The organism is Streptomyces diastatochromogenes (genome assembly GCF_002242805.1).
GTDB lineage: Bacteria > Actinomycetota > Actinomycetes > Streptomycetales > Streptomycetaceae > Streptomyces > Streptomyces diastatochromogenes.
This window is the reverse complement of the sequence record NZ_MCGQ01000041.1, coordinates 18,553-41,087: the sequence shown is the minus strand read 5'-3', so window position 1 is coordinate 41,087 and position 22,535 is coordinate 18,553. Positions and strand designations below refer to the sequence as shown.

Sequence of the window (22,535 nt, the reverse complement as noted above, 5' to 3'; positions counted from 1 at the left end):
AACTCAGCGCACAGGTGTGGGGTCTCTCTGTCACCCTGGCCGCATGGACATGGCGGCCATACCGGCGCAGCGGGAGAGCGAGACCTACGACTGTGGGGCACAGGGACACGCCACCCTGCCCGGCAGTCCCCTCGCCCCCGGCTCCGCCCGTGCGCTGGTGCGCGCCGCGTTCGCCCAGTGGTGCGACCGGGGGCTCACCGACCCGGAGGCGTCCGCACGGCAGGCCGACGACGCCATGGCCGTCGTCAGCGAACTCGTCACCAACGCCGTCGTACACGCGGGCACGGAGCTGGAGGTCGACTGGCGCCTGGAGGAGGGGGGCGCGTTCGTGGTGGAGGTGCGCGACCAGCACCCGGCGCGCGCGCCGCGCGACGCAGCGGGCGGCGAGGTGCCGTACGACGCCCCGGAGCAGGGGCGCGGCCTGCGGCTGGTCGCCACCCTGGCCGAGTCCTGGGGCGTCACCTACAGCACCGGCACCAAGACGGTGTGGGCGCGGCTTCCCGCCGGCGGGAAGGAGGAGCCGGACGGGCCCGCCCCGGACCACACCCTGGCGGCCGCCGAGGCCCTCGCTCCGCAGCCGCAGCGCCCCGGCGCCGACCGGGACTGGCTCGGCCGCGGCGCGCTGTCCTTCCTCGCCGAGGCCTCCGACCTGCTCGCGGGACAGCTGGACGAGACCCTGGTCACGGCCCTGACCGGCCAGCTGATCGTGCCCCGGCTCGCCGACTGGTGCGCGGTGTGGCTGGAGGACGAGGCGACCCTGCGCGGCGGCGACGGCGGGGCGCCCGCGCGCGTCTGGCACGCCAGCGAGAACAGCATCGAGGAGCTGACCCGCGCCCTGGAGAAGGACCCGCCGTGCCCGCGGGACGGGCTGCGGTCCGGCCCGGAGCCGTACCCCTGGCCGGGCGACGCGCTCGGTCCGCAGGGCGCCCACGGCACGGCGCTGGCGTACCGGCTGATCGCGGGCGGCCGCCCGCTGGGCACGCTGGTCATCGGCCGCTGCGGTCTGCAACGCTTCCCCGACGAGGTCACCGGGCTCGTCGAGGACCTCGGCCGCCGGGTCGCGCTGGCCATCGGCGCGGCCCGCCAGTACGCCCGGCAGGTCACCATCAGCGCCGTCCTGCAGCGCGGGCTGCTGCCCGGCGCGGTCGCCGAGATCCCCGGGGTGAGCAGCGCGCTCGTCTACGAGCCCTGCGACAAGGGCGGCCCCAGCGGCGACTTCTACGACCTGTTCCCGGCGGGCGACGGCCGCTGGTGCTTCGCCGTCGGTGACGTCCAGGGCAAGGGCCCCGAGGCGGCGGTCGTGATCGGACTCGCCCGCCCGTGGCTGCGCCTGCTCGCGCGCGAGGGCTACCGGGTCGCCGACGTCCTCGACCGCCTCAACCAGCTCCTCCTGGACGACGCCACCGAGGCCGCCGACGCGGCCGCCCGCGCGCTGGTCGCCGTCGACGGCCGGCCCCTGGTCCCCGGGGACGGCCCGCAGACCCGGTTCCTGTCCCTCCTCTACGGCGAGCTGACCCCGCACGACGGCGGTGTCCGCTGCACCCTCGCCTCCGCCGGCCACCCCCTGCCGCTGCTGCTGCGCCCCGACGGCGAGGTGCGCACCGCCGCCCGCCCGCAGACCCTGCTCGGCGTCGTGGAGGACGAGACCTACACCAGCGAGACCATCGAGCTGGGACCCGGCGACAGCCTGCTGTGCGTCACCGACGGGGTGACCGAGCGCCGCTCCGGCTCCCGCCAGTTCGACGACGGCGACGGGCTCGCGCAGGCCCTGTCCGGCTGTGCGGGCCTGAGCGCCGACCTGATCGCGGAAAGGATCCGCCGCCTGGTGCACGACTTCGGCGGCGGCCTGCCGGAGGACGACCTGGCCCTGCTGGTGCTCCAGGCGGAGTAACCGGCGCCGTACGGGACAATGGGGGACATGCCTTCCGCACTCCCCGACGGCGAGCCGGTCCCCGACGACGGCGCGCTGCCCGCCTCCGCGCTCGCCGGTGCCGCCGACCGACCCCTCGGGTTCTACCTTCACGTCCCGTACTGCGCGACCCGCTGCGGTTACTGCGACTTCAACACGTACACCGCGACCGAGCTGCGCGGCACCGGCGGAGTGCTCGCCTCCCGGGACAACTACGCCGACACCCTGACCGACGAGATCCGGCTGGCCCGCAAGGTGCTCGGCGACGACCCGCGCGAGGTCCGTACGGTGTTCGTCGGCGGCGGCACGCCCACGCTGCTGGCCGCCGACGACCTGGTGCGGATGCTGGGCGCGATCCGCGACGAGTTCGGTCTCGCGCCGGACGCGGAGATCACGACGGAGGCGAACCCGGAGTCGGTCGACCCGGCCTACCTCGCCACCCTCCGGCAGGGCGGCTTCAACCGGATCTCCTTCGGCATGCAGAGCGCGAAGCAGCACGTGCTGCGCGTGCTGGACCGTACCCACACCCCGGGCCGCCCGGAGGCGTGCGTGGCGGAGGCGAAGGCCGCGGGCTTCGAGCACGTCAACCTCGACCTGATCTACGGCACCCCCGGCGAGTCCGACGACGACTGGCGGGCCTCGCTGGACGCGGCGCTGGGCGCCGGGCCGGACCACATCAGCGCGTACGCCCTGATCGTCGAGGAGGGCACCCAGCTCGCCCGCCGGATCCGCCGCGGCGAGGTCCCGATGACGGACGACGACGTCCACGCCGACCGCTACCTGATCGCGGAGGAGCGGATGTCGGCGGCGGGCTTCGACTGGTACGAGGTCTCCAACTGGGCCACCTCGGAAGCGGCCCGCTGCCTGCACAACGAGCTGTACTGGCGGGGCGCGGACTGGTGGGGCGCGGGCCCCGGGGCGCACTCGCACGTCGGCGGGGTGCGCTGGTGGAACGTCAAGCACCCGGGCGCGTACGCGGCGGCGCTGGCGTCGGGGCGGTCGCCGGGTGCCGGGCGCGAGCTGCTGTCGGACGAGGACCGGCGGGTGGAGCGGATCCTGCTGGAGCTGCGGCTGCGGGAGGGCGTCCCGCTGTCCCTGCTGAAGGAGGAGGGCCTTGCGGCTTCCCGGCGGGCGCTGGCGGACGGACTCCTCCAGGAAGGCCCGTACGACGAGGGACAGGCTGTGCTGACCCTGCGCGGACGGCTGCTGGCGGACGCGGTGGTGCGGGACTTGGTGGACTGATCACTCCGGCGGGTGAATCGGCACGGAGTGGGGGTTCGGTCCCTAACCTGGTTCGTAGGCTGCCGCCGACAGTACGCGGCGGATGTGGAGGCCACGGAGATGACCGCTGTGGACGAACGGGACATGACCAGGTACTTCGAGGAGCTTGAGCCTCCCGAGGGCGTCAAGGTGGAGCTTCTCCGGGGGGTAATCGTGATGATGGCCAGCCCTGACATCGTGCACAACATGATCGTCGCCGATGTACAGGACCAGATTCCGCGATCGCGTTGGTCTCGCCTTCAAACTCAGGACGTCGACATCCTGAATGAAGCCAGTGAACCGGTACCAGACCTGGTGGTCGTCGCGCGAGACCTTCTGCCCGACTCGGGCCGTCTGCTGCCGTCCCAGCTGGTCACCATGGTTGTCGAGGTCGTCTCCAAGTCCAGCGTTCATCAGGACTACGTGGTCAAGAGGTCGATCTACGCGGCAGGCAAGGTGCCTGCGTATCTCATTCTCGACCCGATCATGGCGCAGTGCGTCCTGCTGACGAGGCCTGAGGGCCAGGACGAGGACGCGAACTATTTGACGCAACAGATCACCAAGTTCGGGGACCCGGTGCTGCTGGACGTTCTGGGACTCGAACTGGACACCAGCGAGTTCGGAACGTTCCCCAACGTCAGGCCTCACCGCTACCCGTGACGAAGTCGATCAGTTCCTCCACCCGCCCCAACAGTTCTGGCTCCAGGTCCTTGTAAGACCCCACCCGCGCCAGAATCGCCTGCCACACCGCCCCCGTGTTGTCCGACGGCCACCCCAGCGCCCGGCACACCCCCGTCTTCCAGTCCTGCCCGCGCGGCACCCGGGGCCAGCCGGGGATCCCCAGGGACGACGGCTTCACCGCCTCCCAGATGTCGATGTACGGGTGGCCGACGACCAGCGCGTGTTCGCTCGTCACCGACTCCGCGATGCGCCACTCCTTCGTGCCGGGGACGAGGTGGTCCACGAGCACGCCCAGCCGCGCGTCCGGCCCCGGTCCGAACTCCGCCACGATCGCCGGCAGGTCGTCCACGCCCTCCAGGTACTCCACGACCACGCCCTCGATGCGCAGGTCGTCGCCCCAGACCTTCTCGACCAGTTCGGCGTCGTGCCGGCCCTCGACGTAGATGCGGCCGGCGCGGGCCACGCGCGCGCGTGCGCCGGGGACGGCGACCGAGCCGGATGCCGTACGGATGGGGCGGACAGGGCCCGAGGACGGGCGCACCAGCGTCACCACCCTGCCCTCCAGCAGGAAGCCGCGTGGCTCCAGCGGGAACACCCGGTGCTTGCCGAAGCGGTCCTCCAGGGTCACCGTGCCCGCCTCGCAGCGGATCACCGCGCCGCAGAAGCCGGTGCCGGGCTCCTCGACCACCAGACCGGGCTCCGCCGGGACCTCCGGAACGGGCTTGGGCTTCTTCCAGGGCGGGGTCAGGTCCGGCGAGTACTGGCGCATTCGGATGACGATAGGAGAAGCCGCCGACCGGCACTCACGACACGCCGAAACGCGCTGCCAGCGCGTCGCGTTGGCGCCGTACGAACGCCGCGTCCACCACCGCTCCGTGACCGGGCACGTACAGCGCGTCCTCGCCGCCGAGGGCGAGCAGCCGGTCGAGGGCGTCGGGCCAGCGGGACGGTACGGCGTCCGGGCCCGCCTGGGGTTCGCCGGACTCCTCGACCAGGTCGCCGCAGAAGACGATCTCCGGGGTGCCGGGGACGAGCACCGCGAGATCGTGGGCCGTGTGGCCGGGGCCCACGTTGGCCAGCAGCGCCTGGCGGCCGTCGCCGAGATCCAGCGTCCACTCGCCGGAGACCAGGTGGCGGGGAGAGGGGAGGGCGGCGACGGCCTCGTCCGCGTCCGGGGCCGGCAGGCCGTTCCTGACCGCGTCCTGGCGCAGCTCCTCGCGTTCGTACGCGAACACCGCGTCGATGCCCACGGCCGCGTACGTCTCCGCCCCGGTGAAGGCGGCCGTGCCGAAGACGTGGTCGAAGTGGGGATGGGTGAGCGCGAGATGGGTCACATCGTGCCCCGCCAGCCGCTGCGCCGCCGCCCGCAGCCGCCCGCCCTCGGCCGGGCTCGATCCGGCGTCCACCATCAGCGCCGTACCCGCGCCGAGAACCAGGCCCACGGTGCAGTCCCAGCCGGGCAGCCGGCACCGGCCCACCCCGGGCGCCAGCCGCTCCCACCCCAGCTCTTCCCAAGTCACCGTCATACCGCGACGCTAGCGGTACAACCCGGTAGAGCAGGACCGACCTTGCCCAGTGAGTACCCCACGCCCGTACACTGGGCTGGGGAAGGCTGGCACTCGGACACACAGAGTGCCAGGCGGGCGACCGGAAGGGCCGAGGGGACGACATGCTGGAGGTGCGCGCGAATGCTGAGTGAACGCAGGCTTCAGGTGCTGCGCGCCATCGTCCAGGACTATGTGGGCACCGAGGAGCCGGTGGGCTCCAAGGCGCTCACCGAGCGGCACAACCTCGGTGTCTCCCCGGCGACCGTGCGCAACGACATGGCGGCCCTGGAGGACGAGGGGTTCATCGCCCAGCCGCACACCAGTGCCGGGCGTATCCCCACCGACAAGGGCTACCGGCTGTTCGTGGACAAGCTCGCGGGCGTCAAGCCGATGAGCGCGCCCGAGCGCCGGGCGATCCAGAACTTCCTGGAGGGCGCCGTCGACCTCGACGACGTCGTGGCCCGTACGGTCCGGCTGCTCGCGCAGCTGACCCGGCAGGTCGCCGTCGTGCAGTACCCGTCCCTGACCCGGTCCACCGTGCGGCACGTGGAGCTGCTCTCGCTCGCCCCCGCGCGCGTGATGCTCGTGCTGATCACGGACACCGGCCGGGTCGAGCAGCGGATGGTCGACTGCCCGGCTCCCTTCGGCGAGGCGTCCCTGGCGGACCTCAGGGCCCGGCTGAACAGCCGGGTCGCGGGCCGCAGGTTCACCGACGTGCCGCGGCTGGTCGAGGACCTGCCCGAGGCCTTCGACGTCGAGGACCGCGGTACGGTCTCCGCAGTGCTCTCCACTCTGCTGGAGACACTGGTCGAGGAGAACGAGGAGCGGCTGATGATCGGCGGCACCGCCAATCTCACCCGCTTCGGACATGACTTCCCCCTGGTGATCCGGCCCGTCCTGGAGGCCCTCGAGGAGCAGGTCGTGCTCCTCAAGCTCCTCGGCGAGGCGAAGGATCCGGGCATGACCGTGCGCATCGGGCACGAGAACGCCCATGAAGGACTCAACTCCACCTCCGTCGTGTCGGTCGGCTACGGTTCGGGCGGCGAGGCGGTTGCCAAGCTCGGCGTGGTCGGACCGACCCGCATGGACTACCCGGGAACGATGGGAGCGGTACGCGCAGTGGCACGGTACGTCGGACAGATCCTGGCGGAGTCGTAAGTGGCCACGGACTACTACGCCGTTCTCGGCGTGCGCCGCGACGCGTCGCAGGATGAGATCAAGAAGGCGTTCCGTCGGCTCGCGCGCGAGCTGCACCCGGACGTCAACCCCGATCCGAAGACCCAGGAGCGGTTCAAGGAGATCAACGCCGCTTACGAGGTGTTGTCGGACCCGCAGAAGAAGCAGGTCTACGACCTCGGCGGCGACCCGCTCTCCCAGTCGGGCGGCGCCGGTGCGGGCGGCTTCGGGGCCGGTGGCTTCGGCAACTTCTCCGACATCATGGACGCGTTCTTCGGTACGGCGTCGCAGCGCGGCCCGCGCTCGCGCACCCGGCGCGGCCAGGACGCGATGATCCGCATCGAGGTCGAGCTGGACGAGGCGGCCTTCGGGACGACCAAGGACATCCAGGTCGACACGGCGGTCGTCTGCAACACCTGTAACGGTGAAGGCGCGGCTCCCGGCACGTCCGCCCAGACGTGTGACATGTGCCGCGGCCGCGGTGAGGTCTCCCAGGTGACCCGGTCCTTCCTGGGCCAGGTCATGACCTCCCGCCCCTGCCCCCAGTGCCAGGGCTTCGGCACGGTCGTGCCGACCCCGTGCCCGGAGTGCGCGGGCGACGGTCGCGTACGGTCGCGTCGCACGCTCACGGTCAAGATCCCGGCCGGTGTCGACAACGGCACGCGGATCCAGCTGGCCGGCGAGGGCGAGGTCGGCCCCGGTGGCGGTCCGGCCGGTGACCTGTACGTCGAGATCCACGAGCTGCCGCACCAGACCTTCCAGCGGCGCGGTGACGACCTGCACTGCACGGTCACGATCCCGATGACGGCGGCGGCCCTCGGCACCAAGGTGCCGCTGGAGACCCTGGACGGCATGGAGGAGGTCGACATCCGGCCCGGCACCCAGTCCGGCCAGTCGATCCCGCTGCACGGCCGGGGCGTCACGCATCTGCGCGGCGGCGGCCGGGGTGACCTGATCGTCCACGTCGAGGTCACGACCCCGACCAAGCTCGACCCCGAGCAGGAGCGGCTGCTGCGAGAGCTGGCGAAGCTGCGGGGCGAGGAGCGGCCGCAGGGGCAGTTCCAGCCGGGGCAGCAGGGTCTGTTCTCGCGGTTGAAGGATGCGTTCAACGGGCGCTGAGCCGTCGTAAACGGGGTGCTTCGACACCCCGTATGCCGGTGGCCTATGCCGTGGGAAGCCCGGATTCGGACTTGTTCGGAGGACGTGACAACATGCCGTCATGTCCTCCGCACTGACCGATCTCTTCCCCCACCCGATCGTGCAGGCCCCCATGGCGGGCGGTGTCTCCGTCCCGCAGCTCGCCGCCGCCGTGTCCGAGGCGGGCGGTCTCGGGTTCCTCGCCGCCGGATACAAGACCGCCGACGGCATGTACCAGGAGATCAAGCAGCTGCGGGGGCTCACGAGCCGGCCCTTCGGCGTGAACCTCTTCATGCCCCAGCCCGAGTATCCCGGTGCGAGCACCGGCTCCACCGGAGCGGCCAACGCCGCGCCCCCTTCTGGCGCCGTCGAGGTCTACGCCCACCAGCTGGCCGGTGAGGCCGCCTGGTACGAGACCGAGCTGGGCGACCCCGACAGCGGCCGGGACGACGGCTACGACGCCAAGCTCGCCGTGCTCCTGGACAACCCGGTGGCGGTCGTCTCCTTCCACTTCGGTGTCCCGAGCCGGGATGTCCTCGACTCCCTCCGCCGTGCCGGAACCTTCACCCTGGTCACCGCCACCACCGCCGAGGAGGCCCTCGCGGTCGAGCGGGCCGGGGCGGACGCGGTGATCGCGCAGGGCGTGGAGGCCGGCGGCCACCAGGGCACCCACCGGGACATCCCGGAGAACGACGGCTCCGGCATCGGCCTGCTCGCGCTGATCGCCCAGATCCGGGAGGCCGTGAGCATCCCGGTCGTCGCCGCCGGCGGCGTCATGCGCGGCAGCCAGATCGCCGCCGTCCTCGCGGCGGGCGCGAGCGCGGCCCAGCTGGGCACCGCGTTCCTCGCCACCCCCGAGTCCGGCGCCAACGCCCTGCACAAGCAGGCGCTGACCAACCCCCTGTTCGCCCGCACCGAGCTGACCCGCGCCTTCTCCGGCCGCCCGGCGCGCGGACTGGTCAACCGCTTCCTGCGCGAGCACGGCCCGTACGCCCCCGCCGCCTACCCCGAGATCCACCACCTGACCTCGCCGCTGCGCAAGGCCGCGGCCAAGGCCGGGGACGCGCAGGGCATGGCGCTGTGGGCGGGCCAGGGGCACCGGATGGCCCGGGAGCTGCCGGCCGGGGAGCTGCTGGAGGTCCTCGTCGGCGAACTCGACGCGGCCAGGACAGCGTTGTCGGCCAAGGGCGACCTCCGATGACCGCGCCGGTGTTCGTCGTCGACTCCCTGGAGGGCGTGGGCCCCGGATCGATCATCGACGTGACGGGCCCCGAGGGGCGGCACGCGGTCTCCGTACGGCGGTTGCAGCCCGGCGAGGACGTGGTGGTCACCGACGGGAAGGGCCGGGGCGCGGCCGGGGTCGTCCTCAGCGCGTCGGGGAAGGACCACCTGGTCGTCGAGCCCTTCGCGTTCCCCGTGGAACCCGAGCCCAGCCCCCGTATCACCGTCGTCCAGGCCCTCCCCAAGGGCGACCGCGGCGAACTGGCCGTGGAGACGATGACCGAGACCGGCGTCGACGCGATCGTGCCCTGGTCGGCCGCCCGCTGCATCACCCAGTGGAAGGGCGACCGAGGCCTCAAGGCGCTCGCCAAGTGGCGGGCCACCGCGCGCGAGGCCGGCAAGCAGTCCCGCCGCCTGCGCTTCCCGGAGGTGGCGGACGCGGCGACGAGCAAACAGGTTGCCGCACTTCTCGCCAAAGCCGACTTCGCCGCCGTCCTGCACGAGGACCGCGACTACGGCAGTGAGCCGCTGGCGACCGCCGAACTCCCCGCCACCGGCGAGATCGTGCTGGTCGTCGGCCCCGAAGGCGGCGTCTCCCCCGAGGAGTTGTCGCTCTTCGAGGAGGCGGGCGCGAAGGCCTACCGGCTCGGGCGCAGCGTGCTGCGCACGTCGACCGCGGGCACCGCGGCCACCGCCCTCCTCCTCGGCCGCACCGGCCGCTGGTCCTGACACCTGGGGGAACGGATGGAACTCGCCCAGATACGGCTCCTCGTCACCGACTTCGCCGCCTGCTACCGCTTCTACGCCGAAGTCCTCGGCCTCAAGCCGCAGTCCGGCGCGACCGAGGGCCCGTACGAGAAGTTCAGCCCGCACGCCGGCTCCGCCGGGATCGCCCTGCAGGACCGCGCCATGATGGCCGAGCTCCTGGACGAGCTGGGCGGGACGGCCACCGGCCACCGCTCCCTGGTCGTCCTGCGCGTCGACGACCTCGACGCCTACTGCGAGCAGATCACCTCCCGCGGCGCCACCCTGCTCCACGGCCCGGCCCCCATGACCGACCGCATGCGCGTGGCCCACCTCAAGGACCCCGAGGGCAACCTGGTGGAACTCCAGGAGTGGCTCCTGCTGCGGGGCTGAGGTCAGCCGGCTGGTCCGCGCCCTACGGCTCCGGATCATCCGATGGTGGTGGCTCCGAACTGACGAGTGGCCGTATGCGACCTTCCGCCGCGCGCAGGCCGGTGGCACGCTGCCCTTCATGGGGGCATTGAGGCGGATTCGGCGTCGGTCGGGACCCGCGCGTGTGCTGGCCGGGGCCGGGCTCGCCGTGGTGGCCGTGGGTGCGGTGGTCGCGTGCCAGCCGGCGGATCTCGGCTCGGCCGCGGTGGCGTACACCACCGACAAGACCGCGACCGACGAGCTGAGACGGCAGCACGTGAACGTGAGTTGGCTGACCTGCACCGGGAACTACGGCAACAGCCGGACGCCCACGAGGTCTCCCTCGCCGACGCGGACCACCGTCGTCAACGTCGACTGCCAGGGGCAGACCGGGGACGGACGGAAGATCACCGTCGCCGGGATCGTGACCAGCGCCGTCGACGGTGCCTGTGTGCGCGGGGACCTGACGGCCAGGGTCGAGCGGAAGCAGGTGTTCCACGTCGGCGGGCTGGGCAACTGCAAGGCCACGCCGGGCCCGACGTTCGCCCCGCCCGTCACCTACCGGCCCAGCGGCGGGCAGCCGACCGTCACCGTCACCGTCACGCGGACGATCTGGTGCAAGGGCGACCCGACCTGCTGGCCCGCGCAGGGCAAGTGATCGAAACCGGGGGCGCGTTCGCCGGTCGCTGCGTAAAGTGACGGGGTGACTCAGGGCGCTTCGACGGGATCTTCCGGCTACCTCCGATTCCCCCATGTCCACGGCGACTTGGTGACCTTCACCGCCGAGGACGACGTATGGCTGGCACCCCTGGACGGCGGGCGGGCCTGGCGGGTCAGCGCCGACAACGTGCCGGTGACCCACCCCCGCATCTCGCCCGACGGTACGACCGTCGCCTGGACCTCCACCCGCAACGGCGCCCCCGAGGTGCACATCGCCCCGGTCGCCGGCGGGCCCGCCAAGCGGCTGACGTACTGGGGGAGTTCGAAGACCCAGGTGCGTGGCTGGACCCCGGACGGCGAGGTCCTCGCGGTCAGCACCCAGGGCCAGGCGAGCCTGCGCCGCAGCTGGGCGCGGGCGATCCCGCTGGACGGCGGACCCGCCGCCACCCTGCCGTACGGGCCGGTCGGCGACGTCGTGCACGGCCCGCACACCGTGCTGCTGTCCGCCCCGATGGGCCGCGAGGCCGCCTGGTGGAAGCGCTACCGGGGCGGTACGGCGGGCAAGTTGTGGATCGACCGCGATGGCGACGGCGAGTTCGTGCGGCTGCACGAGGAGCTGGACGGCAACCTCGAGTACCCGCTGTGGGCGGGGGACCGGATCGCGTTCCTGTCCGACCACGAGGGCACCGGGGCCCTGTACTCCTCCCTCGCCGACGGGACGGACCTGCGGCGCCACACCCCCCTCGACGGCTTCTACGCCCGGCACGCCGCCTCCGACGGCCGCCGGGTCGTCTACTCCAGCGCGGGCGAACTCTGGCTGCTCGACGACCTCGACGGCGCCGAACCGCGCCGCCTGGACGTCCGGCTCGGCGGCCCGCGCGTCGACCTGCAGCCCCGGCCGGTGAACGCCTCCCGCTGGTTCGGGCACGCCGCCCCCGACCACACCGCGCGCGGCAGCGCGGTCGCCGTGCGCGGCGCCGTCCACTGGGTCACCCACCGCTCCGGCCCGGCCCGCGCGCTGGCCGCACAGCCCGGTGTACGGGCCCGGCTGCCGCGCACCTTCCGCGCGGAGAGCGAGGAATGGGTGGTGTGGGTGACGGACGCCGAGGGCGAGGACGCCCTGGAGTTCGCGCCCGCCACCGGCGTCGCACCCGGCGCCGTCCCGCGCCGGATCGCCGCCGGACAGCTCGGCCGCGTCCTGGAGCTGGCCATGGCGCCCGACGGCAGCCGGGCCGCCGTCGCCGCGCACGACGGGCGGCTGCTGCTGGTGGAGCGCGAGAGCGGCGAGGTCCGTGAGGTGGACCGCAGCGAGGACGGGGACGTCAGCGGCCTCGCCTTCTCACCCGACTCCGGCTGGCTCGCCTGGTCCCACCCCGGCCCGCGGCCGCTCAGCCAGCTCCGCATCGCCCACACCACCGACCTGTCGGTCACCGAGGCGACCCCGCTGCGCTTCCAGGACCACGCGCCCGCCTTCACCCTGGACGGCAAGCACCTCGCCTTCCTCTCCAGCCGCTCCTTCGACCCGGTCTACGACGAGCACGTCTTCGACCTCGCCTTCGTCGAGGGCGTCCGCCCGTACCTGATCACCCTCGCCGCGACCACGCCGTCCCCGTTCGGACCGCAGCGGCACGGCCGGCCCTTCGGGACCCCCGACAAGGAGGAGACGCCCGACAGCGAGGGCGCCCCGGCGACCCGGATCGACCTCGACGGCCTCGCCGACCGCATCGTGCCCTTCCCGGTCGAGGCCGGCCGCTACGCCAACCTGCGCACCGCCAAGGACGGCGTGCTCTGGCTCCGCTACCCGGTGCGCGGCGTCCTCGGCTCCTCCCGGGCCACTCCCGACGACCCGGACCCCAAGACCGAGCTGGAGCGGTACGACCTCGCCCAGCAGCGCCTGGAGCACCTCGCCGCCGACGCCGACTACTTCGAGGTCAGCGGCGACGGCAAGCGGGTCCTGCTGTGGACCGACAGCCGGCTCAAGGTCGTACCCGCCGACCGGCGCGCCTCCGACGACGAGGACAGCGACTCGAACATCACCGTCGACCTGACCCGGATCCGGCAGACCGTCGACCCGGCCGTCGAATGGCGGCAGATGTACGACGAGACCGGCCGCATCATGCGGGACAACTTCTGGCGGCCGGACATGAGCGGCGTCGACTGGGACGGCGTCCTCGACCGCTACCGCCCCCTCCTGGACCGCCTCGCCACCCACGACGACCTGGTGGACCTCCTGTGGGAGGTGCAGGGCGAACTCGGCACCTCGCACGCCTACGTCATGCCGCGCGGCGGCCACGGCAACGGCGCCCGGCAGGGCCTGCTCGGCGCCGACATCTCCCGCCACGAGGACGGCAGTTGGCGCATCGACCGCATCCTCCCCGCGGAGACCTCCGACCCGGAGGCCCGGTCCCCGCTCGCCGCGCCCGGTGTCGCCGTGCGCCCCGGGGACGCGATCGTCGCGGTCGCCGGACAGCCGGTCGACCCGGTCACCGGCCCCGGCCCGCTGCTGATCGGTACGGCCGGGAAGCCGGTCGAGCTGACCATCTCGCCGGCCGGCGGGGGAGACCCCCGGCACGCGGTCGTGGTCCCCCTCGCGGACGAGGAGCCCCTGCGCTACCACGCCTGGGTCGCCGACCGCCGCGCCTACGTCCACGAGACGTCCGGCGGCCGCCTCGGCTACCTCCACGTGCCGGACATGCAGGCGCCCGGCTGGGCCCAGATCCACCGCGACCTGAGCGTCGAGGTGGCCCGCGAGGGCCTGGTCGTGGACGTCCGCGAGAACCGCGGCGGCCACACCTCCCAGCTCGTCGTGGAGAAGCTGGCCCGGCGGATCGTCGGCTGGGCGCTGCCCCGCGGCATGCGGCCGTACAGCTACCCGCAGGACGCGCCCCGCGGACCCGTCGTCGCCGTCGCCAACGAGTTCTCCGGCTCCGACGGCGACATCGTCAACGCGGCGATCAAGGCCCTCGGTATCGGCCCGGTCGTCGGCACCCGCACCTGGGGCGGAGTCATCGGCATCGACAGCCGCTACCACCTGGTCGACGACACCCTGATCACCCAGCCGAAGTACGCGTTCTGGCTGGAGGGCTACGAGTGGGGCGTCGAGAACCACGGCGTGGACCCCGACGTGGAGATCGTCCAGCGCCCCCAGGACTACGCGGCGGACAGGGACACCCAACTGGACAAGGCAATCAGCCTGGCGCTGGAGGCACTGGAGCAACGGCCGCCCAAAACTCCGCCAGGCCTGCCCACCTAAGGGGCGCGGGGCTGTGTCGATATGCGGCTCCGCCGCGTGGGCGCGACCAGCCCCCACCGAGCCGCACCCAACCGACTACGATGCCCCCGTAACTGATCACCGGCGAAAGCGAGCGCAGCGCTATGGCAGGAGAGCCGCAGGACGACTGCCTGTTCTGCAAGATCGTCGGGGGTCACATCCCGGCGACGATCGTCCGTGAGACGGAGACGACCGTCGCCTTCCGGGACATCAACCCCCAGGCGCCCACGCACGTCCTGGTGATCCCCAGGGTGCACTACAAGAACGCGGCCGAACTCGCCGCCGCGGAACCGGGCATCGCCGCCGACATACTGCGCGAGGCCCAGGTCGTCGCCGACGAGGACAAGCTGGAGAGCTACCGCATCGTCTTCAACACCGGCAGCGGCGCCGGCCAGACCGTGTGGCACGCCCACGCGCATGTGCTCGGCGGCCGTGGCATGGAATGGCCCCCCGGATAAGTCGCCATGTCCGTACGTGAATTGGTGGTCCTCGGCACCGCCAGCCAGGTCCCGACCCGGCATCGCAACCACAACGGCTACCTGCTGCGCTGGGACGGCGAGGGCATCCTGTTCGACCCCGGCGAGGGCACACAGCGGCAGATGCTGCGCGCCGGGGTCGCCGCCCACGACCTGAACCGGATCTGCGTCACGCACTTCCACGGGGACCACTCCCTGGGCCTGGCGGGAGTCATCCAGCGGATCAACCTGGACAAGGTGCCGCACCCGATCACCGCCCACTACCCGCGCTCCGGCCAGCGCTTCTTCAACCGGCTGCGGTACGCGACCGCGTACCGGGAGACCGTCCAGCTCACCGAGGCACCGGTCGACGCCGACGGCGACCTCGCCGTGACCGGGTCGTACACCCTGCAGGCCAGGAAGCTGTCCCACCCCGTCGAGTCGTACGGCTACCGGATCGTGGAGCCCGACGGGCGCCGCATGCTGCCCGAGCGGCTCGCCGCGCACGGGATCAAGGGGCCGGACGTCGGGCGGATCCAGCGCGAGGGCGTCCTCGGGGGCGTGCGGCTCGACGACGTCAGCGAGGTGCGGCGCGGGCAGCGGTTCGCGTTCGTCATGGACACGCGGCTGTGCGACGCGGTGCACGCGCTCGCCGAGGGCTGCGACATGCTCGTCATCGAGTCCACCTTCCTGGACGAGGACGAGGAACTCGCCGTCGATTTCGGGCACTTGACGGCCGGTCAGGCCGCTCGGGTCGCGCGGGACGCCGGCGTACGGCACCTCGTGCTCACCCACTTCAGCCAGCGCTACTCCGACCCCGAGGAGTTCGAGCGGCAGGCGCGGGACGCCGGGTTCGAGGGGGAGCTGACCGTGGCGCACGATCTGCTGCGAGTGCCGGTCCCGAAGCGCGGCTGAAGCACGATTACGATGCTTTGATGCCCCTCCCCAAAGCAGAACTGCACCTCCACATCGAAGGCACCCTGGAGCCCGAGCTGGCCTTCGAGCTGGCCGCCCGCAACGGTGTCGAGCTGCCCTACGCCGACACCGACGAGCTGCGCAAGGCGTACCAGTTCGAGGATCTCCAGTCCTTCCTGAACCTGTACTACGAGCTGATGGCCGTCCTGCGCACCGAGCAGGACTTCGCGGACCTGGCCGACGCCTACCTCGCCCGCGCCGCCGCGCAGGGCGTGCGGCACGCGGAGATCTTCTTCGACCCGCAGGCGCACATCGCCCGGGGCCTGACCATGGGCACGGTCGTGGAGGGGCTGTGGCGGGCGCTCGGCCGCAGCGAGGAGAACCACGGCGTCTCCACGAAGCTCATCCTGTGCTTCCTGCGCGACGAGTCCGCCGACTCGGCGCTGGAGACCCTGGAGGCGGCCAGGCCCTACCTGGACCGGATCACCGGCATCGGCCTGGACTCGGCCGAGGTCGGGCACCCGCCGGTGAAGTTCCGGGAGGTGTACGAGGCCGCGGCCGGGCTGGGGCTGCGCCGGGTGGCGCACGCCGGTGAGGAGGGGCCGCCCGCGTACATCACCGAGGCTCTGGACGTCCTCGGCGTCGAGCGCATCGACCACGGCCTGCGCTGCATGGAGGACCCGGAGCTGGTCGAGCGGCTGGTCCGGGAGCGCATCCCGCTGACCCTGTGCCCGCTGTCCAACGTCCGGCTGCGGGCGGTGGACGTCCTCGCGGACCATCCCCTTCCGGCCATGCTCGACGCCGGTCTGCTGTGCACGGTCAACTCCGACGACCCGGCCTACTTCGGCGGGTACGTCGCCGACAACTACCACGCCGTGCGCGACGCCCTCGGTCTGACGAGGGAGCAGATGCGCGAGCTCGCCCGCAACTCCTTCCGCGCCTCCTTCCTGGAGGACGACGAGGAGCGGCGGGCCCGTTACCTGGCCGAGGTCGAGGCGTACGAGTTCGGGTAGGCGGTGTCGTACGTGGGCTGGGCAGGCACGGCCGGGGTGTCCACCCGGATCTCCACCACGGAGACCGTTTGCCTGCCCGCCCGCAGCGCCACCACCGTCAACGGCACCGCCACCCCCAGCAGTCCCACCGCCAGCATCTCGCCCATGACCGGGAAGCCCGCCCACGCCGCCAGCGCGCTCCCGGTCAGCGGTCCCGCCGCCGTGCCCAGGGAGGACGCCGAGCCGACGAACACCGCCCAGCGGCCGCGCGGGTCGAGGGAGGCGGCGAGGCCGATGACGTACGACAGCACGACCGGATAGAGCACGTTCCAGGCGATCTCGCCCCCGGCGAAGGACGGCAGGTCCGTCGCCGACGCGCTGAGCGCGATACAGCCCGCGATGAGGGCCGTACCCAGGCCGATCGGCACCGCCCGGCCCAGCCGCGGCCCGAGCGCGCCCGCGCCCACGACCCCGACCAGCCCGGCGCCGAGCGCGACCGCGAACACCGCGCCGACGGTGACCTCGGTGAGGTGCGCCTGGTCGAGGCCGATGCGGCCGCTGACGCCCCACAGGGCGTTCTGCACGAGGGACCAGCAGGGCATGGCGGCGGCCAGCAGCAGACCGGCGCGGAGGTGGGGGAGCCGGCCGCGTCGGGTGTGGGTGTGGGTGCGGGCCGGGGCCGTACGGCCGGACAGGCGGCCGGTGAGCGGCCAGACCGCGAGGGCGGTCAGGGCGATGGCGGCGAGCGGCTGCCCGTGGCCGGGGCCCAGGTGCGGGATCGTCAGGTAGAGGGCGCCCGCGAGGGCGGAGACGCCGAGCAGGCCGAACGTGGTGACCCGGTGCGGGTCACGCTGTGCGGCGATGCCGCCGGCGGCGACCGCCGTGACCGTACCGGACCCGAACCCGCCGACCAGCGCGCCCGCGACGACGGCCGGTACGACCCCGGTGAGCGCGGCCCCGCCGTAGCCGAGGAAGGCGAGCGCGAGCCCTAGCCGGGCGAGGGTGCGGGCGCCGATCCGCTCGATCCGGGAGGCCAGCAGGAACCCCGCCGCCGCCGAACTCAGCAGCAGCGCACTGCCGATGGCCCCGGCCTGGGTGGCGGAGAGCGGAAGCCCGGTGTCGAGCCGGCCGACGGTGGTCGGCAGCAGGTAGGGGGCGAGATACCCGGCCGTGAAGAGGGCGACGAGGGGCCAGGGCATGGTGCGGGGGGCGGACACGGGCGTTCCCAGGGCGTGCGAAAGGAGCGGCTCAGCGAGCAAGTTGTATCAAGCACGTGGTGGGAGAAGAAGGTCGGTGGGGGTGATCCGGGTCACTGTTGCGTTTGGGGTCGGTAGGCGCGGGTAGAAGCGGGCCGCTAGGCTCTGTTCGCATATATAGACGGCATTCAGAAGGGGAGATGGTCAGGTGGACGGCGACCCGACTCCGCAGGACGTGACGCGGCGGCTGCGGGAGGGCATGGCGCACGGCGTGCTGTCCTTCCCGCTCACCGCCTTCCACGACGACGGCTCCCTCGACCCCGACGGCCTGCGCGCCCATGTCGCCGCGCGGCTCGCGGCCGGGCCCGGGGCCGTCTTCCCGGCCTGCGGCACCGGCGAGTTCTTCTCGCTGGACGAGGACGAGTACCGGCAGGTCGTCACCGTCGCCGTCGAGGAGGCGGCGGGCCGGGTGCCGGTGGTGGCCGGGACCGGGTACGGCTGGGCGCAGGCCGCCCGGTTCGCGCGGATCGCCGAGGAGGCCGGCGCCGACGCCCTGCTCGTGCTGCCGCACTACCTCGTCGCCGCCCCGCAGGAGGGCCTCGCCGCCCAGCTGGAGCAGCTCGCCGCCCGCACCCGGCTGCCGATCGTCGCCTACCAGCGCGGCCAGGTCGCCTATACGGTGGCCTCGTTGCGGCGCATCGCGCGCATCCCGAACGTCATCGGCCTCAAGGACGGCCACAGTGACCTCGACCGCCTCCAGCGCCTCACCCTCGCCGCTCCCGAGGACTTCCTGTTCTTCAACGGCGCCGCCACCGCCGAGATCCAGGCCCGCGCCTACGCCACCGTCGGCGTCCCCGCCTACTCCTCCGCCGTGCACGCCTTCGCGCCCGAGATCGCGGACGCCTTCTTCGCCGCCCTGCAGAGCGGCGACCACGGCACGACCGAGAAGCTGCTGCGGGACTTCTACGTCCCCTTCGTCGAACTCCGCGACCGCGCACCCGGATACGCGGTGTCCCTGGTGAAGGCGGCGGCCCGGCTGCGCGGTGAACGCGTCGGCCCCGTCCGCGCCCCGCTCACCGACCCCTCGCCCGCCGACCTCGCCGACCTGAAGGCCCTCCTCACCGCCGGACTCGACCTCGTAGGAGCCTCCCTGTGACCCGTGACCTGACCATCGCCGAGGTGCGGCTGACGCCGATCCTGGTCGCCGACGCGCCGCTGCTCAACACCCAGGGCGTGCACCAGCCGTACACGCCCCGGCTGATCGTGGAGGTCGTCACGGCCGACGGGATCACCGGGTTCGGCGAGACCTACGGCGACACCAAGTACCTGGAGCTGGCCCGCCCCCTCGCCGAGCGCCTCCCCGGACGCTCGGTCATGGATGTGAACGGGCTGTTCTCCCTGGACCTCGCCGTGGACGAGGACCGGATCAGGGGAGCCGTGGACGCCGGCGGTCTGCGGGGCGTGCAGAGCGCCGACAAACTGCGGCTGTCCGTGCTCTCCGCCTTCGAGGTGGCCTGCCTGGACGCCCAGGGCCGGGCGCTCGGGCTGCCCGTGCACGCACTGCTCGGCGGCCGGGTGCGGGACGTGGTCGAGTACAGCGCCTACCTGTTCTACAAGTGGGCCGGCCACCCCGAGGGCGTCCCCGCCGAGCCGGACGACTGGGGCGCCGCCCTGGACCCGGCCGGAGTCGTGGCCCAGGCACGGCAGTTCAAGGAGCGGTACGGGTTCACCTCCTTCAAGCTCAAGGGCGGCGTCTTCCCGCCCGAGGAGGAGATCGCGGCCGTACGCGCCCTCGCCGAGGCCTTCCCCGGACACCCGCTGCGGCTCGACCCCAACGGCGCCTGGTCCGTCGAGACCTCGCTGAAGGTGGCCAAGGAACTCGGGGACGTCCTGGAGTACCTGGAGGACCCGACGCTGGGCACCCCGGCGATGGCCGAGGTGTCGGCCGGGACGGACGTCCCGCTCGCCACCAACATGTGCGTGACCACGTTCGGCGAGATCAAGGAGGCGTTCACCGAGGACGCCGTCCAAGTGGTGCTCTCCGACCACCACTACTGGGGCGGACTGCGCAACACCCGGCACCTCGCCGCGATCTGCGACGTCTTCGGCGTCGGGGTGTCCATGCACTCCAACACCCACCTCGGCATCAGCCTCGCCGCCATGACCCAGGTGGCGTCCACGGTCCCCAACCTCCACCACGCCTGCGACTCCCACTACCCCTGGCAGTCCGAGGACGTCCTCACCGAACGGCTCGCCTTCACCGACGGCAGGGTCGCGGTGTCGGACGCGCCCGGCCTCGGCGTCGAACTGGACCGGGACGAGCTGGCCCGGCTGCACCGGCGGTGGGCCGAGGACGACGGCACGATGCGCGAGCGGGACGACGCGGCGGCGATGCGGGTGGCCGAGCCGGAATGGCGGACACCGGTGATGCCCCGCTGGTAGCCGCGCCCCAGGTGGGATCTGGTGCACACTGGCCAGATCCGCATCACCTCAGGGAGCGCACCGTGACCCCGTCCCACACGATCGCCGGAGAGGAACCGGAACACCTCACGCGGGCAGCGCCCTGCCGGGCCCAGATCGACCCGCTGGCCGCGCTGCGCGCACCGGACGATCCGCCCTGGGACGTCTACCTCACGGGCACGGTCTTCCTCGACATCATCTTCACCGGCCTGGACTCGGCGCCCGTGCGCGGCACCGAGTCCTGGGCCCGGGGGATGGGCTCCAGCCCGGGCGGGGTCGCCAACATGGCCGCCGCGCTCGCCCGCCTCGGTCTGAGGACGTCCCTCGCGGCGGCCTTCGGGGACGACCACTACGGGGAGTACTGCTGGGACGCGCTGGCCCAGGGCGAGGGCATCGACCTCACCCTCTCGCGGACGGTGCCCGGCTGGCACTCGCCGGTGACCGTCTCCATGGCCTACGAGGGCGAGCGGACCATGGTGTCCCACGGCCACGAGCCGCCGCCGGAGGAGCCGGCGCCGGACGTCCCGCCCCGCGCGCGTGCGGCCGTCGCCTCGCTCACCCCCGGCACGCGGGCCCCCTGGATCGCCCAGGCCGCCCGTGCGGGCACCCGGATCTTCGCGGACGTCGGCTGGGACGACACCGGGGCCTGGGACCTGGCGGGCCTCGCCGACCTCGCCCACTGCGAGGCGTTCCTGCCCAACGCGCAGGAGGCGATGCGGTACACCGGCTCGGACTGCCCGCGGGCGGCGGCGCACGCGCTGACCGAGCATGTGCCGGTGGCGGTGGTGACGCTCGGGGCGGAGGGGGCGTACGCGGTGGACCGGCGTACGGGGGAGACGGCCGAGGTGCCCGCGATCGCGGTGGAGGCGCTGGATCCGACCGGGGCGGGGGATGTGTTCGTGGCCGGGTTCGTGACCGGGACGCTGGCCGGGTGGTCGCTCGCCGACCGGCTCGCCTTCGCGGGGCTTACGGCGGCTCTGTCCGTGCAGGAGTTCGGGGGGTCGCTCTCAGCGCCCGGGTGGTCGGAGATCGGGGCCTGGTGGCGGAGGGTGCAGTCCCTTCCAGGGCAGGAGCCGATGGCGTTGCGGAGGTTCGCGTTCCTTGAGGGGCTGGTGCCGGAGGAACTGGACCGGCCGTGGCCCCTGCGGCGGGCGGTGCCGACCATTGGGTTCCGTCGGTTCAGCTGATGTACCAGGGGGCTCCGCCCCCTGGACCCCCGACCTATGCCCACCCTCCCCCACGCTCGGCTTCGCTCGCGCGGGGGGACCCCCATCCCGACTCGGTAGGCGGAAAAGTCGCCCTGTGAAAAGCCCTACGGTCTTGTCAGTCCACCGTCGTACCCTGGAATCGCGAGGCCGCCCTCAGCTATGCGGCCGTGACGAGGAGGAACCGCAGGCCTACAGCGCCGGCCCATGACTCAGACACCCACAGCTCACACCCCCGCGCAGGAGCAGGCACGAGCGCAGCTCACCGTCCCCGCCCAGCACCCCATGGTGACCGTGCTGGGTTCCGGTGACTCCCTTCTGCGCGTGATCGAGAAGGCCTTCCCGGCAGCCGACATACATGTCCGGGGCAATGAGATCAGCGCGGTCGGCGACCCTGCGGACGTCGCCCTTATTTCGCGCGTGTTCGACGAGATGATGCTGGTGCTCCGCACCGGGCAGCCGATGACGGAGGACGCAGTGGAACGCTCGATCGCCATGCTCAAGGCGAGCGAGAACGGGACGAGCGACGGACCGGAGACCCCGGCCCAGGTACTGACGCAGAACATCCTGTCCTCGCGTGGACGCACCATCCGCCCCAAGACCCTCAACCAGAAGCGGTACGTCGACGCGATCGACAAGCACACGATCGTCTTCGGCATCGGCCCCGCCGGTACCGGCAAGACCTATCTGGCCATGGCCAAGGCCGTACAGGCCCTGCAGTCCAAGCAGGTCAACCGGATCATCCTGACCCGTCCCGCGGTCGAGGCCGGCGAGCGCCTCGGCTTCCTGCCGGGCACGCTCTACGAGAAGATCGACCCCTACCTGCGCCCGCTGTACGACGCGCTGCACGACATGCTCGACCCGGACTCGATCCCGCGGCTGATGGCGGCGGGCACGATCGAGGTCGCGCCGCTCGCGTACATGCGCGGCCGCACGCTCAACGACGCCTTCATCATTCTCGACGAGGCCCAGAACACGAGCCCCGAACAGATGAAGATGTTCCTCACCCGCCTCGGCTTCGACTCGAAGATCGTGATCACCGGTGACGTGACGCAGGTCGACCTGCCGAACGGCACCAAGAGCGGTCTGCGGCAGGTGCAGGAGATCCTGGAGGGCGTCGAGGACGTCCACTTCTCCCGGTTGTCGTCCCACGATGTCGTACGGCACAAGCTGGTGGGCCGTATCGTCGACGCGTACGAGTTGTACGACAGCAAGCACGGCACCGAGAACGGCGCCCACAAGGGCGGCCATGGCAGGCCCGGTGCCAAGGGCTCCAAGGGGAAGTAGACCAGCAC

20 protein-coding genes are annotated in these 22,535 nt (G+C 72.5%); 17 read left to right on the top strand and 3 right to left on the bottom strand.

What is annotated here, in order from left to right:
- Positions 1-49: 49 nt before the first annotated feature.
- The 3 genes from BEK98_RS36920 to BEK98_RS36910 all read left to right on the top strand — a co-directional run bounded on the left by BEK98_RS36920 (position 50) and on the right by BEK98_RS36910 (position 3,829).
- Positions 50-1,891 (top strand): SpoIIE family protein phosphatase, encoded by a 1,842-nt coding sequence (locus tag BEK98_RS36920; protein ID WP_094221262.1) that lies wholly within the window; start codon positions 50-52, stop codon positions 1,889-1,891.
- 27 nt (positions 1,892-1,918) lie between these two features.
- Positions 1,919-3,151 carry a radical SAM family heme chaperone HemW gene (hemW, locus tag BEK98_RS36915; RefSeq protein ID WP_094221261.1) on the top strand — a complete coding sequence of 411 codons (1,233 nt, stop codon included), beginning with the start codon at positions 1,919-1,921 and terminating at the stop codon, positions 3,149-3,151.
- A 99-nt stretch (positions 3,152-3,250) separates the two neighbouring features.
- Complete coding sequence (locus BEK98_RS36910; protein ID WP_094221260.1) at positions 3,251-3,829, top strand: Uma2 family endonuclease; 579 nt, start codon at positions 3,251-3,253, stop codon at positions 3,827-3,829.
- Here the strand turns inward: BEK98_RS36910 and BEK98_RS36905 are convergent.
- Together BEK98_RS36905 and BEK98_RS36900 are read right to left on the bottom strand one after the other, a co-directional pair.
- Entirely contained in the window at positions 3,807-4,619 is an 813-nt protein-coding gene (locus tag BEK98_RS36905) for a DUF3097 domain-containing protein (RefSeq protein WP_094221131.1), read from the bottom strand. The genes BEK98_RS36910 and BEK98_RS36905 overlap by 23 nt on opposite strands.
- Before the next feature lie 34 nt (positions 4,620-4,653).
- Positions 4,654-5,376 (bottom strand): MBL fold metallo-hydrolase, encoded by a 723-nt coding sequence (locus BEK98_RS36900; protein ID WP_094221130.1) that lies wholly within the window; start codon positions 5,374-5,376, stop codon positions 4,654-4,656.
- A 162-nt stretch (positions 5,377-5,538) separates the two neighbouring features.
- Between BEK98_RS36900 and hrcA the strand changes: the two genes are divergently transcribed.
- The 10 genes from hrcA to BEK98_RS36850 all read left to right on the top strand — a co-directional run bounded on the left by hrcA (position 5,539) and on the right by BEK98_RS36850 (position 16,400).
- Positions 5,539-6,555 carry a heat-inducible transcriptional repressor HrcA gene (gene hrcA, locus BEK98_RS36895; protein WP_094221129.1) on the top strand — a complete coding sequence of 339 codons (1,017 nt, stop codon included), beginning with the start codon at positions 5,539-5,541 and terminating at the stop codon, positions 6,553-6,555.
- On the top strand, positions 6,556-7,692 hold the full coding sequence (dnaJ, locus tag BEK98_RS36890; protein ID WP_094221128.1) for a molecular chaperone DnaJ: 1,137 nt from the start codon (positions 6,556-6,558) through the stop codon (positions 7,690-7,692).
- A gap of 100 nt (positions 7,693-7,792) precedes the next feature.
- Positions 7,793-8,911: a nitronate monooxygenase gene (locus BEK98_RS36885; protein ID WP_094221127.1), complete on the top strand. Its 1,119-nt coding sequence runs from the start codon at positions 7,793-7,795 to the stop codon at positions 8,909-8,911.
- Positions 8,908-9,660: a 16S rRNA (uracil(1498)-N(3))-methyltransferase gene (locus BEK98_RS36880; RefSeq protein ID WP_094221126.1), complete on the top strand. Its 753-nt coding sequence runs from the start codon at positions 8,908-8,910 to the stop codon at positions 9,658-9,660. Before BEK98_RS36885 ends, BEK98_RS36880 begins: the two co-directional genes overlap by 4 nt.
- Positions 9,661-9,675: 15 nt before the next feature.
- Complete coding sequence (locus tag BEK98_RS36875) at positions 9,676-10,068, top strand: VOC family protein (protein ID WP_094221125.1); 393 nt, start codon at positions 9,676-9,678, stop codon at positions 10,066-10,068.
- Positions 10,069-10,231: 163 nt separating this feature from the next.
- Positions 10,232-10,744, top strand: coding sequence for a hypothetical protein (locus tag BEK98_RS36870; RefSeq protein ID WP_094221124.1), 513 nt, complete (start codon positions 10,232-10,234; stop codon positions 10,742-10,744).
- 45 nt (positions 10,745-10,789) lie between these two features.
- Positions 10,790-13,999, top strand: coding sequence for a S41 family peptidase (locus tag BEK98_RS36865; RefSeq protein WP_094221123.1), 3,210 nt, complete (start codon positions 10,790-10,792; stop codon positions 13,997-13,999).
- Positions 14,000-14,121: 122 nt separating this feature from the next.
- Entirely contained in the window at positions 14,122-14,475 is a 354-nt protein-coding gene (locus tag BEK98_RS36860; RefSeq protein WP_094221122.1) for a histidine triad nucleotide-binding protein, read from the top strand.
- 6 nt (positions 14,476-14,481) lie between these two features.
- Positions 14,482-15,387 (top strand): ribonuclease Z, encoded by a 906-nt coding sequence (locus tag BEK98_RS36855; RefSeq protein WP_094221121.1) that lies wholly within the window; start codon positions 14,482-14,484, stop codon positions 15,385-15,387.
- Positions 15,388-15,407: 20 nt separating this feature from the next.
- On the top strand, positions 15,408-16,400 hold the full coding sequence (locus BEK98_RS36850; protein WP_167444344.1) for an adenosine deaminase: 993 nt from the start codon (positions 15,408-15,410) through the stop codon (positions 16,398-16,400).
- Here BEK98_RS36850 and BEK98_RS36845 read toward each other — a convergent pair.
- Positions 16,364-17,596: an MFS transporter gene (locus BEK98_RS36845; RefSeq protein ID WP_094221120.1), complete on the bottom strand. Its 1,233-nt coding sequence runs from the start codon at positions 17,594-17,596 to the stop codon at positions 16,364-16,366. The genes BEK98_RS36850 and BEK98_RS36845 overlap by 37 nt on opposite strands.
- A 238-nt stretch (positions 17,597-17,834) precedes the next feature.
- Here BEK98_RS36845 and BEK98_RS36840 point away from each other — a divergent pair, with 238 nt between their 5' ends.
- The 4 genes from BEK98_RS36840 (at position 17,835) to BEK98_RS36825 (ending at position 22,527) form a co-directional block, all read left to right on the top strand.
- Positions 17,835-18,731: a 5-dehydro-4-deoxyglucarate dehydratase gene (locus BEK98_RS36840; RefSeq protein ID WP_244202141.1), complete on the top strand. Its 897-nt coding sequence runs from the start codon at positions 17,835-17,837 to the stop codon at positions 18,729-18,731.
- The gene (locus BEK98_RS36835) at positions 18,728-20,017 is read left to right on the top strand and encodes a glucarate dehydratase family protein (RefSeq protein WP_094221118.1); all 1,290 of its coding nucleotides are present in this window, start codon (positions 18,728-18,730) and stop codon (positions 20,015-20,017) included. Before BEK98_RS36840 ends, BEK98_RS36835 begins: the two co-directional genes overlap by 4 nt.
- A gap of 80 nt (positions 20,018-20,097) precedes the next feature.
- Positions 20,098-21,222 carry a carbohydrate kinase family protein gene (locus BEK98_RS36830; protein ID WP_244202140.1) on the top strand — a complete coding sequence of 375 codons (1,125 nt, stop codon included), beginning with the start codon at positions 20,098-20,100 and terminating at the stop codon, positions 21,220-21,222.
- A gap of 225 nt (positions 21,223-21,447) precedes the next feature.
- Entirely contained in the window at positions 21,448-22,527 is a 1,080-nt protein-coding gene (locus BEK98_RS36825) for a PhoH family protein (RefSeq protein WP_094221116.1), read from the top strand.
- Positions 22,528-22,535 lie beyond the last annotated feature (8 nt).

Excerpts from the sequence above, each read along its gene's own strand:
- BEK98_RS36920 (WP_094221262.1), top strand. The coding sequence starts at position 50 with ATGGCGGCCATACCGGCGCAGCGGGAGAGCGAGACCTACGACTGTGGG.
- hemW (WP_094221261.1), top strand. The coding sequence starts at position 1,919 with ATGCCTTCCGCACTCCCCGACGGCGAGCCGGTCCCCGACGACGGCGCG.
- BEK98_RS36825 (WP_094221116.1), top strand. The coding sequence starts at position 21,448 with ATGACTCAGACACCCACAGCTCACACCCCCGCGCAGGAGCAGGCACGA.
- BEK98_RS36860 (WP_094221122.1), top strand. The coding sequence starts at position 14,122 with ATGGCAGGAGAGCCGCAGGACGACTGCCTGTTCTGCAAGATCGTCGGG.
- BEK98_RS36885 (WP_094221127.1), top strand. The coding sequence starts at position 7,793 with ATGTCCTCCGCACTGACCGATCTCTTCCCCCACCCGATCGTGCAGGCC.
- BEK98_RS36900 (WP_094221130.1), bottom strand. The coding sequence starts at position 5,376 with ATGACGGTGACTTGGGAAGAGCTGGGGTGGGAGCGGCTGGCGCCCGGG.
- BEK98_RS36855 (WP_094221121.1), top strand. The coding sequence starts at position 14,482 with ATGTCCGTACGTGAATTGGTGGTCCTCGGCACCGCCAGCCAGGTCCCG.
- BEK98_RS36850 (WP_167444344.1), top strand. The coding sequence starts at position 15,408 with ATGCCCCTCCCCAAAGCAGAACTGCACCTCCACATCGAAGGCACCCTG.
- BEK98_RS36840 (WP_244202141.1), top strand. The coding sequence starts at position 17,835 with ATGGCGCACGGCGTGCTGTCCTTCCCGCTCACCGCCTTCCACGACGAC.
- hrcA (WP_094221129.1), top strand. The coding sequence starts at position 5,539 with ATGCTGAGTGAACGCAGGCTTCAGGTGCTGCGCGCCATCGTCCAGGAC.
- BEK98_RS36910 (WP_094221260.1), top strand. The coding sequence starts at position 3,251 with ATGACCGCTGTGGACGAACGGGACATGACCAGGTACTTCGAGGAGCTT.
- BEK98_RS36880 (WP_094221126.1), top strand. The coding sequence starts at position 8,908 with ATGACCGCGCCGGTGTTCGTCGTCGACTCCCTGGAGGGCGTGGGCCCC.
- BEK98_RS36905 (WP_094221131.1), bottom strand. The coding sequence starts at position 4,619 with ATGCGCCAGTACTCGCCGGACCTGACCCCGCCCTGGAAGAAGCCCAAG.
- BEK98_RS36875 (WP_094221125.1), top strand. The coding sequence starts at position 9,676 with ATGGAACTCGCCCAGATACGGCTCCTCGTCACCGACTTCGCCGCCTGC.